Annotated in this window: 11 protein-coding genes; all 11 read left to right on the forward strand. The window is 35.6% G+C overall.

Annotated features, from left to right (window positions below; translation table 11 throughout):
• The first annotated feature begins 484 nt into the window (after nt 1–484).
• Nucleotides 485–994, forward strand: a complete 510-nt coding sequence (locus tag PB01_RS04095; RefSeq protein ID WP_151699010.1) for a GNAT family N-acetyltransferase — start codon at nt 485–487, stop codon at nt 992–994.
• A 1,001-nt stretch (nt 995–1,995) separates the two neighbouring features.
• Nucleotides 1,996–2,211, forward strand: coding sequence for a hypothetical protein (locus PB01_RS04100; protein ID WP_151699011.1), 216 nt, complete (start codon nt 1,996–1,998; stop codon nt 2,209–2,211).
• Nucleotides 2,196–2,492 (forward strand): amidohydrolase family protein, encoded by a 297-nt coding sequence (locus tag PB01_RS04105; protein WP_151699012.1) that lies wholly within the window; start codon nt 2,196–2,198, stop codon nt 2,490–2,492. The genes PB01_RS04100 and PB01_RS04105 overlap by 16 nt, the downstream gene beginning before the upstream one ends.
• A 66-nt stretch (nt 2,493–2,558) precedes the next feature.
• Nucleotides 2,559–2,690 carry an amidohydrolase family protein gene (locus PB01_RS21860; RefSeq protein WP_151699013.1) on the forward strand — a complete coding sequence of 44 codons (132 nt, stop codon included), beginning with the start codon at nt 2,559–2,561 and terminating at the stop codon, nt 2,688–2,690.
• A gap of 125 nt (nt 2,691–2,815) precedes the next feature.
• Nucleotides 2,816–3,085 carry a phosphocarrier protein HPr gene (locus PB01_RS04115; RefSeq protein ID WP_151699014.1) on the forward strand — a complete coding sequence of 90 codons (270 nt, stop codon included), beginning with the start codon at nt 2,816–2,818 and terminating at the stop codon, nt 3,083–3,085.
• Between the two features lie 185 nt (nt 3,086–3,270).
• Nucleotides 3,271–3,582 (forward strand): PTS sugar transporter subunit IIB, encoded by a 312-nt coding sequence (locus PB01_RS04120; RefSeq protein ID WP_151701955.1) that lies wholly within the window; start codon nt 3,271–3,273, stop codon nt 3,580–3,582.
• Nucleotides 3,583–3,594: 12 nt separating this feature from the next.
• Nucleotides 3,595–3,906: a PTS sugar transporter subunit IIA gene (locus PB01_RS04125; RefSeq protein WP_151699015.1), complete on the forward strand. Its 312-nt coding sequence runs from the start codon at nt 3,595–3,597 to the stop codon at nt 3,904–3,906.
• A gap of 65 nt (nt 3,907–3,971) precedes the next feature.
• The gene (locus PB01_RS04130) at nt 3,972–5,234 is read left to right on the forward strand and encodes a PTS sugar transporter subunit IIC (RefSeq protein ID WP_151699016.1); all 1,263 of its coding nucleotides are present in this window, start codon (nt 3,972–3,974) and stop codon (nt 5,232–5,234) included.
• A 20-nt stretch (nt 5,235–5,254) separates the two neighbouring features.
• Nucleotides 5,255–6,355 carry a DUF871 domain-containing protein gene (locus PB01_RS04135; protein WP_151699017.1) on the forward strand — a complete coding sequence of 367 codons (1,101 nt, stop codon included), beginning with the start codon at nt 5,255–5,257 and terminating at the stop codon, nt 6,353–6,355.
• 651 nt (nt 6,356–7,006) lie between these two features.
• Nucleotides 7,007–11,314: a 5'-nucleotidase C-terminal domain-containing protein gene (locus PB01_RS21205; protein ID WP_225986160.1), complete on the forward strand. Its 4,308-nt coding sequence runs from the start codon at nt 7,007–7,009 to the stop codon at nt 11,312–11,314.
• Nucleotides 11,315–11,386: 72 nt separating this feature from the next.
• Nucleotides 11,387–15,982 (forward strand): endonuclease, encoded by a 4,596-nt coding sequence (locus tag PB01_RS04145; RefSeq protein WP_151699018.1) that lies wholly within the window; start codon nt 11,387–11,389, stop codon nt 15,980–15,982.
• The last annotated feature ends 167 nt before the right edge of the window (nt 15,983–16,149 follow it).

Below are 16,149 nucleotides of genomic sequence, written 5' to 3' on the forward strand. Positions count from 1 at the left end.
CATCCTACAATTAAGTTATTGTATCTATTTAAAGTAGAGTACAAATTACTTAATAAATTGTGATTAAAATACCTTTTGCATTTCAAATATACTAGATTTACTCGAAATAATCTTTAGGATATGCATAAATGGATAATTTCTTTTATTACTTGTCCCTTTATTGAACAAAATTCTACAGTATTTTCAACAGTCACTATCATTACTTCACGTATAGCATTGGTACGTTCTTTAGCTCTTGGATATTAGAAGTTCTTCATAATAGAAAGAGAAGGGGATATACAAAACCTTCTCTTTTTTTTATACAAAAAAACCTTTCCATAATGAGTCGTTTAGTCCAACCCTTTGTCCCTGTTAATATTACTTTATATTCAATACAATTGTAGTATGTATTGAAAAATACTATAAAAAAGTAAAATGTGGGGAAGTAACTAATGCAATTTTGTTGTATTAGTTATCTTTTTTTCATTAAACGGAGGAATTTTAATTGGAAGATATAAACGTTTATGTTGATTTTAGTTTAGATATGGAAGAGGGGACTTCTTTATTCAATGTACATGCTAAGTGCATCATTTATCCAAAAGGTTCGGATCAAGCAATTAATATAGGACAAGCATCAATCTATTTATTTAATCCAGTTAAGAGTTCATATTCGGAAGTTTGCGATGATGCAGTTTCTATTTCGTTGGATTTATATCATGCGTTGACAAACTTAGAGAGCTTATGTGACATAGAATATATGCGCGGATTAGTAGCGACTGCTCATTTTATCAATATGAAAGAAGAGTGGCGGGGAAAAGGTTTAAGACAAGCGTTTGTAGAAAAGATGATGCAGCAACTGGCAATTTTAAATGTAGAATTGATCATGCTAATAACGAATGACCACATGGAAATAGACTTTTATAATAGACTTGGCTTTGTAAATCTCGAGAACAAGACTGATATCACACTTATGTATAAATATGTTGTGGATAAACAGGAAACTTTGTATTGTTGAGAAAAGACAATCTTAAGAATGGGAATATAGTCATGTTAAGTTATTATAGGGGGATCTTAGTATCAATGTTCTGAAAAAATGGAAAATAACAAACAGTCGAATTTGATTCCTTGGCTGATATTTTTTATTAAGGACCCTGTGTGGCATTAAAAAATAGGTTGTATCCTTTCATAAGAAGTGTTGAGCGGACGAGATTGTATCTTCGTCCGCTTTTAAACAATTAGGACAGTATCCTTTCTCTCATTAACCAGACCAAATGCATCTATTCTTTACCTATTTTATAAAAGTGACTGACAAACAACCGTCACATGCACCAAAATTCCCCGGGTAATAATGTAGCCCCAGATTTAAAATCCAAAGCCCACCGTAAATATTTGAAGAAAAGATAAATTACATCATCGTTTTTCAAATAGATTGTTTAAAAAGGATTGGCGATAAAGAGAGTTCATAAGTAAATCCTGCAAAACATATTACTATAAAAACGCTTATAAATGGTATAGACAACTACTATACCATCGTTTCTAAACAGGAGAACCAAACTTTTTTTGTTTTATAGGAGTTGATGATAGTGAACAAAATAAACTTATTTCAAATGTAACTATTGTTAATTTTGATCAAGCAGAATTTATAGGTAATTTATTTGCAAAAAATGGAGAGATGAAAAAAAGGAAAAGTTATTACTGAAATCAGACAGACAAATTGATGGGACTTTTAAAGAATGAATTGTATTTCCTCGTTTCATTGATATGCATGTGTATGGATTTGACACGATGGATGCTAGGGAAGAAGCGCTAAGAGGAATGGCTCGATCACTAGTAAAAGAAGGAACAACAAGTTTTTTTAGAAACTACGATGACTCAAGCCGTTGATTGAATCGAACTTGTTTAAGCAAATGTTCGTATTTACGGAAATAATGCAGCGGAAGCTGAACTAATAAGTGTACACCTAGTAGTTCATTTATATCCCAAAAGTGGGCTGGAGCACAACCAATCGAGCATATAATGGAACCTTCTATTGACCAATTAAACTACTGGCAACAATTAAGTAGCAATCTTATCAAACAAATAACGGTCGCGCTTGAAGTAACAAATGGATATTACTTTATAAAAGAACTTAATAGACAGAATGTTCTTGTATCTATTAGGCACTCAGATGCTACTGCAACAGAAGTGGGAAGAGTGGTCCAACTTGGTGCGAAGCAGTGTACTCATTTATAAACCAAATGCGTCCATTTCACCAATGTGAAATGGAAGTCGTTGGGGGAGCTTTACTCAAAGTTAAGGTTAAAACGGAAATTGTTGTCGACTTTGTTCATAGTCATCCAGATGCTGTGAAAATTGCATATCGTTTGAAAAAGGCGTCTCGCATCATTTCAATTACCGATGCTATGCGAGCAAAAGGCCTACCGTACGGAAACTATGATTTAGGTGGGCAGACAATTCATGTGACAGAAAATGGTGAACATCTATCTGCTGGCGCTCTAGCTGGCAGCGTATAAACAATGGATCAAGCTGTTCGTAATATTCAAAACGTCACTAGGTTTTCCTGGTAGGGACTTGTTTCAATATCTTCAGCTAACGTTGCTAAACAATTGAACCTTTCTAATAAAGGCTATATTGCAAAAGAGTATGATGCAGATTTAGTTATTCTGGACAAAGTTTTACATGTCCAAAAACCATTAGAAGAGGCAATATAGTTTTCGGAAATGATAGGTAAGTGAATCTATTTGAATGTGGAAAGGAATTGATATGTCGCACGGTTCAATATAAATTCATCTAAAATGCGTATTAACTTTGACTAATAATAGAGGGGAATTAATAAATGGAGAAAAATTTTAAAATCACCACGCCAGAAGGATTACATGCTAGGCCATCTACTTTATTGGTTGTAGCTGTTACACCCTATACATCGAATGTGCAACTTTCGTATAATGGAAAATCCGTAAATTTAAAGTCTATCATGGGGGTAATGTCACAAGGAATTGGTCCAGGAGCAGTTATCACTATCTCAGCAGAAGGTGTGGATGAAGATGAGGTTATCAGAAAGATTACAGAGGTAATTTTATCGGAAAGATTAGGGGAAGCATGTTAATATTTTTTTGAATAAATAAACATGGGATTATGAACTTAATAGAGGAAAGTTTAGTAGGAAAGTATCATATCTTATCAATACGTATTATTACATTTTCATCCATTATGGAAAGGTATTTATCTTTTTTTTTAGTAATCAATAAAAGTGCACTCACAGCGATTACATGGAAGGACGGGAATGAAAAAATGAAAAACATTATGTTAGTTTGCGTAGCGGGGATGAGTACCAGCTTGCTAGTTGCAAAAATGCAAAAAGTTGCAAAGGAGCAAAATATAGAAACGGATATCTTTGCTATTTCAGAAAGTGAGGTTGATAAAATAATACAAAACAAACATGTAGATGTATTGCTACTTGGTCCCCAAGTGCGCTATTTAAAGGGTGCATTCGAAGTGAAATATAAAGAAAAGAATATCCCCATCGAGGTCATCAACATGACAGACTATGGAATGATGAACGGCGCTAATGTCTTAAAGCAAGCAATAGACCTAATGAGATAAGGGGTGTGTCATATGGAAGACTTAGTATATATGCAATCCATAATGGGGTTAATATTGCATAGTGGTAACGCAAAAAGCGACTGTGTGGAGGCAATTCAACTAGCAAGAAAAGGTGATATCGATGCTGCTAAGAAAAAAATGGGAATAGCAAATCAGTCACTGGTAGAAGCACACCACTCTCAAACTACTCTACTGACGCAAGAGGCTAGAGGAGAAAAAGTAGAAGTAACAATGTTGCTAATGCATGCACAGGATCACTTAATGAATGCGATTACTTTTCGTGATATAGCAAATGAAATGATCGAATTATATGAACGATTATAAGGTCATTAACACCATTATATTGTGGTGTTTGACATATAAGAAAAAATAGAAAAAGGAGAGTTGGAATGTTCCGTTTTTTAGAGGAGAAGTTTGTTCCGGTAGCTGCACGAATTGGTAATCAACGGCATTTAGTAGCCATTCGAGATGGTTTTATCACCGTAATGCCACTTACTATTATTGGATCACTAGCAGTTCTAATAAACAATCTACCGATCAAATTCTATCAAAAAGCACTAGATTCTATTTGGGAGCATGGAACTTGGACGCAATGGGGAGGGAATATGTGGGGTGCAACATTCGGGATAATTTCCCTTTTGTTAGCTTTCTCCATTGCTTATCATTTAGCGAAAAGCTATGACAAAGATGGTCTGTCAGCAGGGGTTATCGGATTATCGAGCTATCTGACATTTGGTACTTTTGGTGAAGGCGGCTTATCAGGGTTAACAACTGGAACGGGCGGAATATTTGTAGCCATTATTATTGCTTTATTATCTTCCGAAGTGTTCTCTCGTTTGTCCGGTAAAAGGAAACTATTGATTAAGATGCCAGATAGTGTACCACCAGCGGTTTCGAAATCTTTTGCGGCTTTACTACCAGCCATGATTACGGTTGCATTATTTGCGTTAGTTCGTACAATCATTTCTGCAGGTTTCACTATTCCTGATATTATTGGATCATTTTATTCGACCGTTCAAGAGCCATTTATGGGCTTAACAAATACATGGGCTGCAGCACTAATCCTTGCTTTTATTCCAGCATTCTTATGGACACTCGGTATTCATGGTGGTAACATAATCGATCCATTTATGCAGTCGATTAACTTGCAAGCAATTGAAGCCAACGTTGCTGCAATTTCAGCTGGAGATGTAGCACCTTATATTATTAATAAGCCATTCTTTGATGCTTTTGTTAATATGGGTGGAGCTGGTACAACAATTGCATTAATTATCGCTATTTTCATAATCGGCAGAAAGAATAAGCAATATAGGACTGTTGGAAACTTATCCGCAGCTCCAGGGATTTTCAATATTAATGAACCGTTGCTATTCGGGTTACCAATTGTTTTAAATCCGATATTATTTATTCCGTTTATTCTTACACCTATGATTAATGTATCGATTGCCTATTTTGTGACAAAGTGGGGAATGGTTCCAGCAGCAACAATTGCAATCCCTTGGACAACGCCTCCTATTATTAATGGATTCTTAGTCACGCAGTCTTGGCAAGGAGCAGTACTAAGCTTCGTATTAATCGTGATTTCTGTTTGCATCTATTTACCATTTGTCGCTATGGCAAATCGTACAGCAAAAATGAAGGAAGCAAAATAGCAGAAGCACGGAGGTTTTTAATGAGAAGACTAGGAATATCCATTTATCCGCAACATAGCACAATGGAAGAAATGAAGGAATACATTCAACTAGCGTATGACAACGGCTTCGATCGTATTTTTACTTGCTTACTGTCCATAAAGAATGACTTGGAAAGAAAGAAACTACAAGAAATCAATCAATTTGCGCAACAGCTTGGCTGTGAAATTACTGCCGACATCGCTCCGGAAGTATTTGAGGCACTAAGCTTAACTTTTCGTGATATCGGTTATTTTAAGGAACATTACTGTCTAGATGCACTTCGCTTAGATATGGGATTCACTGGTCAAGAAGAGGCGTTCATGTCATTGGACGCTTCTAATATGAAAGTAGAATTGAATATTAGTAATGGTACAAAATATGTGGAGAATATTTTATCGTATCAACCGAATAGAGAAAATATTATTGGGTGCCATAATTTTTACCCTAGAGAATATACAGGACTTTCTCGACCGCATTTTTTAAAGGCTTCCAAGCTCTTTAAAGACAATCAACTTCATACAGCAGCCATGATTTCCTCTCAACATGCCAAATTTGGGCCGTGGGAACTTACTCTAAATGGCTTGCCTACATTAGAAGAACATCGTCATCTACCCATAGCTGTTCAAGCAAAAGATTTATGGCATACAGGTTTAATAGACGATTTAATCATTGGTAATATGTATGCCTCCGAGGATGAGTTAAAAGCATTGGGGAGTTTAAATCGACATAAGCTAGAGTTAGCGGTAGTAACTTCTCTGCAAATGAATGAGTTAGAAGAAAGAGTAATGTTTGATGAGCCACATTTTAATCGTGGGGACGTATCAGCATATGTAATTCGAAGTACTCAATCTCGCGTGAAATATAAAAAGAACTCCTTCCCGGCTCATGATACAAATGAAATAGTCGCAGGAGATGTTACGATAGATAACGATTTGGATATACGTTATAAGGGAGAGCTGCAAGTAGCACGGAAGTCTATGCCAAATGCAGGATGCACAAATGTAGTAGGCAAAGTAATTTCGGAGGAGCTTTTTCTACTAGACCATATAAAACCGTGGGAGTCTTTTAGTTTTCGTCGTATGTTAGAAACAAAGAAATAACAACATACAAAAGGTATGCAAATAATACAAATTACCCTTTGGAGATTTTCAATTCTTTATCAGAGCTAATCCCATTGCTGCTTGCAGGTTGTAATTTAAAGGAGTCCCTATGTAAGCTACAATTTTGGGTCAATTAAGTTTAAATGCTATTTCACTTGGAATGTAAAGTGAAATAGCATTTTTTTTGAGTTAAGTATATGAATTTGAATATAGGATATTATCTTTAAGGTTTGTTCTAGATATAGAGGGACTCTGGTTAAGGATTATTAGTTGTGCCTTTAATCTTACAAAGGCTTGATATTGATTGTTTTTTACTTTGACTGTTCACAATGTACATGAATCAATGGTGGCGTGATTATAATATGTGGAACTTGAGAAAAATAAATAGTATCCATTAATAATGAAGCGCTGAGAGGATGAAATTGACTCTTTGTTCGCTTTTAAAAGTAGGAAGGCATCTTATCTCTCCGTATGTTTTTAATGTAAAGAAACAAAAATAGAAAATTACCAAAATTTAATAATTAATTAATTGAACTTCATATTATTCCATGGTATGTTTAAAATTAGAGTCATATTAATCTGTTTTTTGCATATCACTGGAAATTTATTGATGTGATTCTAGTAAATTAAATTGATATTAGGAGGAAAATTATGAAAAAGAAGATTAAAAAGTCTGTAATGGCTACAGTGCTTGCAACTTCCTTGATAGCTTCTAACAATGTTGGTTACGCTACCAATTCTTTGCAAGATTTGGTGGACCAGGCAAGAAAGGATATGAAGAATGCATCATATGCCTATGTTGTTCCATCTCAAAATGGAAAAATTGCAGCAAGTAGTTCTTTGTACCCTTTACTGAATACAGCTAAAGTAAATTATCAAAAAGCTAAAACGGCAATAATGAAGTCAAATGAAAAAAACAAAGATACTTTGTTAAAAGATTTAGACGATTTATATAATGAAAGAATAACTAAGGGGATTATTCCTTATATTGATGCTTACAATTATGCTGACAAATACTTAAATCCTATTATGTCGGATATTAAAAAAGCGGAGGAAGCAAAAGACTGGGCGAAAGTGGAAACTTTATATCATAAGTTATCTGTTCAGTTGAAAACTCGTACTGCCATTCTTTATCGTTTTTCAGGTAAAGCAGCAAGAGATTTATTGTTAGATCAATATAAAGAACCGGCCAATTTAAAACGTGATCAGTTAATCGTTCCGGTAACTATTTATATGAAAGTAAAAGAGGCGGAAACTTTATTAGCTTCAGGGAAAAAAGAAGAAGCTATTAAAGTATTAGAATCGATTAAATCTTTGATTTCTCAATTACCTTCTACTAGTTCATTACCAATGGTTAAAGATTTACTTGAAAAAGCAAATGATGTAGCAAAAACGGCAGGAGTCGATCTAACAACTCCAACAACTCCAACAACACCAACTACACCTCCTTCGACAGGTGGCGGAAACAGTGGAGGTAATAATGGCGGTGGTAACACGGGTTCCAAAAACTTCAACCTGTCGATCATGCATGTAAATGATATACATGCTAATACGGACAAAGCACCGAAGCTTGTTACAGCAGTAAAAGAAGTACGCACATTAAAACCGGATGCATTGTTATTAAACGCAGGAGATGTTTTCTCTGGTACTTTATATTTTAATGAATTCTTAGGACAAGCTGACTTGGCGTTTATGAATTTAATGAAGGTAGATGCTATGACATTTGGTAATCATGAGTTTGACCTTGGTTCATCTCCTGAAGGGCATAAAGCATTAGTTGACTTCATTAAAGCTGCAAAATTCCCGTTTGTATCTGCAAACGTAGACTTTTCAAAAGATGACAAATTTACAGGGTTGTTTAATACGAAAGTCTCTTCAACACCAAAGAATAGTAATATTTACACAGGAATTGTAAAAGAAATAAATGGAGAAAAAGTAGGTATCTTTGGACTAACAACGGCTGAAACGAAGGACATTTCAAGTCCAGGAGAAGTTACATTCTCAAACTATATTGATGATGCAAAGAGAATGGTCGCTGAATTTGAAGCAATGGGAATTAATAAAATCGTTGCACTTACACATATTGGTTATGATGATAATGCCGCTATGGACAATGACCAAGAACTAGCTGCAAAAGTAAAAGGGATTGATGTAATTGTAGGTGGGCATAGCCATACTCAACTAGACGTACCTGTAGTAGTAGACAAGGATGACAAGGGGAACGCAAAAGATAAAACAATTATTGTGCAAGCGTATCAGTATTCTGATTTCCTTGGTACTTTAGATGTTGAATTTGATAAAGCCGGTGTCATAGTGGGGCATTCTGGAAAGTTAATTAAGACCGCAGATAAAGCAGAAGATGCTGGGGCAGTTGCTCTTTTGAAACCTTATAAGGATCAAATCGCAGCTGTTAATGAAAAGGAAATTGGAGTAACACTTGCTAGTGCACTATTAAGTCCAAGAACATCTGATACAGGTTATGTGCCAGGCACAAGTGTAAGAGCTAGTGAAACTATTCTAGGAAACCTAATTACAGATGGGATGCTTGCTAAGGCGAAAGCATATGTAAAAGATAAAAAAGTAATTATGGCATTCCAAAATGGTGGAGGAATTAGAGCTGGTATTAATGCTGGTCCAATTACGGTGGGTGAAGTAATTACGGTGCTTCCATTTGGTAACACACTAGCAACAATGGATCTAACTGGTGCAGAAATAAAAGCTACATTTGAAATTAGTTTTAAAGATTATCCGAAAGAAAGTGGCGGTTTCTTACATGTATCAGGTGCGAAAGTAGAATTTAATTCTTCTAAACCTACAGGACAACGTGTAGTTTCAATTGCATATAAAAATGCAGATAATACGTATACTCAAATCCTAGATACTGAAACTTACACAGTAGCAACAAACGCATTTACTGCTAAAGGCGGAGACGGTTATGACGTCTTGAAGAAAGCATACGAACAGGGTCGTGCAACAGATCTTGGACTTTCAGATTGGGAAAATTTAAGAGAACATTTAGTATCTGTAAAAGATTCTATTCCAACTAAAATTGAAGGTCGTATTGTAGATGTAGCTAGTGACACTGGTTCCAAAAACTTCAACCTGTCTATCATGCATGTAAATGATATACATGCTAATACCGATAAAGCACCGAAGCTTGTTACAGCAGTAAAAGAAGTACGCACATTAAAACCGGATGCATTGTTATTAAACGCAGGGGATGTTTTCTCTGGTACTTTATATTTTAATGAATTCCTAGGCCAAGCCGACTTAGAATTTATGAATCTAATGAAAGTTGACGCTATGACATTTGGTAACCATGAGTTTGACCTTGGTTCATCACCTGAAGGGCATAAAGCTTTAGTTGACTTCATTGAAGCTGCAAAATTCCCGTTTGTATCTGCAAACGTAGACTTTTCAAAAGATGACAAATTTACAGGGTTGTTTAATACAAAGATTCCCGAAAATCCTGAAAAACCTAAGAATGGGAATATTTACACAGGAATTGTAAAAGAAATAAACGGAGAAAAAGTTGGTATTTTTGGACTAACAACTGCAGAAACAGCAGACATCTCAAGTCCAGGGAAAATTACATTCTCTAACTATATTGAAGATGCAAAAAGAATGGTTGCTGAATTTGAAGCAATGGGAATTAACAAAATCGTTGCACTTACACATATTGGTTTTGATGATAATCCTGCTGTGGACAATGATCAAGAACTAGCTGCAAATGTACCTGGAATTGATATAATCGTTGGGGGACACAGCCATACACAGTTAAATGTACCTGTTGTTGTAGATAAAGATATTAAAGGTAATGCAAAAGATAAAACAATTATTGTACAAGCTTATCAGTATTCTGATTTCCTTGGTACTTTAGATGTTGAATTTGATAAAAATGGTGTCGTAGTAACACATGAAGGAAAGTTAATTAAGACTGAGGATAAAGCTGAAGACGCTGATGCAGTTACGCTCTTGAAACCTTATAAGGAACGAATTAAAGCTGTTAATGAAAAGGAAATTGGAGTAACTCTTGAAAATGCACTTTTAAGCCCAAGAGTAACTGATGTAGGTTATGTTCCAGGCACAAGTGTAAGATCCAATGAAACAATCCTAGGAAACATAATTACAGACGGTATGCTTGCGAAAGCGAAAGATTATGTAAAAAATAAAAATGTAATTATGGCTTTCCAAAATGGTGGAGGCATTAGAACTTCTATTCCAGCAGGTCCAATAACAGTAGGTGGTGTTATAAAAGTACTTCCATTTGGTAACACACTAGCAACAATGGATCTAACAGGTGCAGAAATAAAAGCTACATTTGAAATTAGTTTTAAAGATTATCCGAAAGAAAGTGGCGGTTTCTTACATGTATCAGGTGCGAAAGTAGAATTTAATTCTTCTAAACCAACAGGAGAACGAGTAGTTTCAATTGCATATAAAAATGCAGATAATACGTATACTCAAATCCTAGATACTGAAACTTACACAGTTGCAACAAACGCATTCACTGCTAAAGGTGGAGACGGCTATGAAGTTCTTAAAAAAGCATATGAAAAAGGTCGTGCAACTGACCTAGGACTATCAGATTGGGAAAATTTAAGAGAACATTTAGTATCTGTAAAAGATTCTATTCCAACTAAAATTGAAGGTCGTATTGTTGATGTAGCGGGTCAAACTCCCGATACAGAATTACCAGGCGGTGTTATAGCAGAAGGAGATTTCTCTGGTACACCTGATGCTATAAAAGTATATAAAGGGAACGTAACAGTATCAGTTAAAGATGTATCTTTACTTGAAAATGTTGTTGTCAAAGGAAACTTAACTATTATTGGTATCCAAACAGGTAGTATTTCATTTAAGAATATTACAGTAGAAGGTGACTTTGATATTTCGTCACTAGTTGGAAAAGTCTTCAATCTTAATGGTTTGAGTATAGCTGGGCAAACGAAACTTTAAGACTATTTTTATAAACGCAACCAGAAATGGTATGCATTCTTTTAAAAATTGAAAAGTGATAGGAGCTAAATAATGAAACATCATAAAAGGAAAACCTTTCATATTGGTTTAATATTTCTTTTGATTATCAGCTTAATTTCTCCGATGAATATTCAATCAGCTATTGCAGCGGGAGAATTAACGGTTGATCAGGCGATTGCTCAATTTGATTCAAATGGAAAGAAAAACGTATCAGTAGAAGGCTATATTGTTGGTTATGTAAAAAGTGAAATATCGGTAACGCCGACTGCTACTGATGATGTTAACTTTGCTATTGCTAGTTCCGCAAATGAAACAGATTTATCAAAAATGATTTACGTTCAGTTAACTGCTAGCTATCGAGCAGAATTTGGACTTAAAGCGAAACCAGGGAATTTAGGGAAAAAAGTGCAGATTTCTGGTTCTCTTGAAAAATACTTTGGCAATCATGCTGGTTTAAAAACACCAACAGCAATTTCTTTTGTCGATGGTGGTGGAGAGCCTCCAGTAGAAAATAAGGTAGAAGCTGTATCTGTTTCTATACCATCTTCGAGTGTTCCAGCAGGCACAGCGATTAGTTTAGTAACAAAGACAGATGGAGCATCCATTTACTTTACGACAGATGGAACTAATCCAACTAGTTCAAGCAGTAAATATGTAACTCCGATTGTTATTAATAAAGACACAACAATTAAAGCAATCGCTATAAAAGCAGGACTAGCAGACAGTGTAGTTGCAGAATTTATTTATACCGTAAAGAGTGAATCTGGAATATTATCAATAGCAGAAGCACGTGCTACTGTTATTGGTGAAACAGTTACGATTAAAGCAATAGTAGCTGCAAACTTGAAAAATACTATCTCTGTACAAGATGCGACAGGTGGTATTGCTGTACGACCTACTAGCCTTCCTGTGACAGTAGGAGACGAAGTAACGCTTACTGGTAAATTAGCAGATTTCAAAGGTCTCCTTCAATTAGATGGAGCAACTATTGTCAAAAAAACAGAAAATGTTGGGGCTCCAACTCCTAAAGTAGTAACTGGAGCAGAAGTGAATGAAGCCAATGAATCTCTTTTAGTGCAAGCAAAACAAATTACTTTAACAGCTGTAAATGCAGGGAACTATACAGCAACTGATGGAAAAACAGAGTTCATCGTTCGTGATGAAAATAACTCACTAGGTTTGAGTGTAGGAAAAAAGTACGAATCAATTACTGGTATCGTTCAACAGTTTGATGCTGATTATCAAGTTATTCCACGTTTTGCACAAGATATCGTTTCAGATAGTTCCATTCTACAACCAGTTGAAGCGAATCCAGGAAGCGGAACGTTTGTTGGTGGCACAACGGTAACCCTGTCCACAACAACAGCAAATGCTGAAATTTATTACACATTAGATGGTTCAGTACCTACAAAACAAAGCATAAAATATTCTTCACCAATTGAAATTAAAAAAAATACAACACTTAAAGCAGTAGCAATTGCTGCAAATGGTTCTTCAAGTGAAGTGAAGATATATGAATATGTCATTACAGATAGTCTTCAAATTCATGATATCCAAGGTGATGGACACTCTTCAAGCTTTGACAATAAAAATGTAGAAGGAATTCAAGGAGTAGTAACATATTCTTTTACCTTAAATGGATCATATTATTATCATATCCAAACCCCAGATAATTTAGTGGATAATAACCCTAACACTTCTGAAGCAATTCTTCTTTATAGTGGCAATAAATCTTTGTCAGCTAAAGTAGGAGACTTAGTATCGGTTACTGGGAAGGTAAGTGAATATGCATATGACGGATACGATGATCGTCAAACAACGGATTTGAAAACTACACAGATCAATGTTCGCGATGATCAAGGTGGAAAAGTGACGATAGTTAAAACTGGCGTAGCTTTACCTGCACCAATCATCATTGATGAATCAAAAATGACTTTTGAGAAAATTGATAGTGATAACTTAACTGTTTTCAATCCGAAAGTGGACGCAATAGACTTCTGGGAAAGTATTGAAGGAATGCGCGTGCAAGTTGGTAATGTGAAAGCTGTCTCTCCACAAGAAAATGGAGATCTAGTTACACTACTTGAAAGTGCACCAACAAACTCACTTCATGGTGGCGTACTTTACGAAGAGGGTAAGCAAAATCCAAATCGCATTCAATTCCGTTTAGAGCCAAATGGACCAGGTCGTGATTTTGAGGTAGCTACTGGAGATAAATTTAATGGACCGATTACTGGTGTGTTGGGCTATTCATATCAAAACTTTAAAATCTATGTCTCCTTAGATGAGATGAAAAAAGCTCACACAAAAGGTAAGGCTTCACCAGAAAAAACAACGATTGTGAAAACAGAAGATAAGTTAACGGTTGCTTCATATAACTTAGAAAACTTCTCAAACAACAAAGCATCAACAACAGACGACAAAGCACGTAAATTAGCAAGAGCAATTGCAACAGATATGCAAAGTCCTGATATTGTCGGAGTAACAGAAGTTCAAGATAACAACGGAGCAACTGTTGGTGATTCAAAGGCAGATCAAAGTTATGCAAGATTGATCACAGCAATTAAAGCAGCAGGCGGAGTAGACTACAAGTATGTAAATATTGATCCAGAAAACAATCAAGACGGTGGAGCACCAAATGCGAATATTAGAGTTGGTTTCCTATATAATCCACAACGGGTTAATTTAACAGAAGGTATTCCGCATGGTAATGCGACAACTGCAGTAGGATACAAAGACGGTAAATTAACTTATAATCCAGGTCGTATCGATCCAACTAACAGTGCGTTTGCTAGTAGCCGTAAACCTTTGGCTGCACAATTTGATTTTAAAGGTGAAAGTGTTATCGTAATTGCGAATCACTGGAATTCAAAATCAGGTGACACGCCATTGTTTGGATCTATTCAACCACCAGAATACAAAAGTGAAACACAAAGACACAAAATTGCAAATATAGTATACAAATTTGTGGATGATATTAAAACAAAAAGTCCCGAAGCGAATGTTATCTCGTTAGGAGATTTTAATGATTACCAATTCTCTCAATCACTTAAGATTCATGAAGGTAATTTGATGACAAATATGATTAACAAAGTAGAAACTTCTGATCGTTACACGTATGTATACCAAGGTAACTCACAAGTGCTAGATCATATTTTGGTTACTAAGAATCTAGAAAGTAAAACAAAAATCGATATTCTACACATCAATGCAGACTTTACAGATATGGCTGGTCGTGCAAGTGACCATGATCCAGTTTTAGTACAAATTGATATTAAAGCTAAAGATTTGGTAACACCAATCGAAGCTGAAAAAATATTTAACTTCAAAAAACTTACAACGAAAAAGTTATCAATCGGTCAACCGAGCGTATCCGTTTCACTTGATGACCAATCAGTAATTACAGATGGCGTTCTATTCACAGGAGCTTATGCAGAATTTCACGGAGCAGGATTTGCAAAGCATGCTGTAACGATTAAACCAGTAAATGCTGGCGCGATTATTGATTTCAAAGGAACAATAATGAAAAAAATTATCATTGATGGTCCAAACGTAAAAGAAGTAAGAGGCGCTGAAAATATTCTAGAAATAGAGTTTACTAATGGTGCAGATAGCAAAAATATTAAATTTACAAATTCAAAAGGGGAACCCATTGCGGTTCCTTCTTTTCCTGGTGAAAATCAAGCACCTGTCATCAAGAAAAATTTTCCAAATCAAACAGTTAAAGCCGGAGAGTCCATTTCTATCTTATTAACCGACTATTTCGCTGACCCTGAAAACAAAGCACTAACTTTTACTTCCACATTAGGAACAATTGAAGGGTCAACATTAAAACTAATGCTTGCAGAAGGGAACCATATTGTAGGAGTAACAGCTTCAGATGGTGCAAAAACCGTCACGGCGAACTTTAGTGTTCTTGTAACCTCTGCAAGTTCACCTACGGATGCTTACTATCTAAATGCATTTGGTAAAGATGGCCAAGCATTAAAAGATGCACTTCATCAAATAATTGATGGTCATACGCAACTTTCATACGATGAAGCATGGGTAGCGCTACGTGAAACGGATGAAGACCCAAATAATAAAAACAATGTAATTTTGTTTTACTCTGGAGTTTCGCGTTCTAAAACCAGTAATGGTGGAAACGTAGGGCAGTGGAATCGAGAACATACATGGGCAAAATCACACGGAGACTTTGGTACATCTAAAGGTCCAGGAACTGATATCCACCATCTACGTCCGACCGATGTACAAGTAAATAGCGCTAGAGGAAATTTAGACTTTGATAATGGGGGAAGCCCTGTTAGTGGATGTAACGGATGTCTTAAATCAGTAAATTCATTTGAACCACCTGATCGTGTAAAAGGTGATGTCGCAAGAATTTTATTTTATATGGCAACACGTTATGAAAAAGGTGACAAAGTAGATTTAGAACTAAATGATAAAGTTAATAACGGCACTGCACCTTTCCATGGTAAGCTTTCAACACTTTTAAAGTGGCATGAGCAAGATCCAGTCGATGAATTCGAACGGAATCGTAATAATGTCATTCAAAAATGGCAAGGAAACCGCAATCCATTTATTGATCACCCAGAGTGGGTAAACTCTATATGGAAAAAAGCAACTACAGCTGAAAAAGCTGCATAATCATTTACCTTCGTTAACAGTAAGTCATCGTTTCCCTATTTTAGAATCGATTTTATGCAATTATGGAAACTAACTACAATTCATTATGAAACCTTCAAAGTGAATACAATACGATAAATTATGTGTAGCTAAATAGGTTAAAATGCCCTCAAAATTCGCTTATGCGT

This window comes from Psychrobacillus glaciei (assembly GCF_008973485.1).
In the GTDB taxonomy this organism is placed as follows: Bacteria; Bacillota; Bacilli; order Bacillales_A; family Planococcaceae; genus Psychrobacillus; species Psychrobacillus glaciei.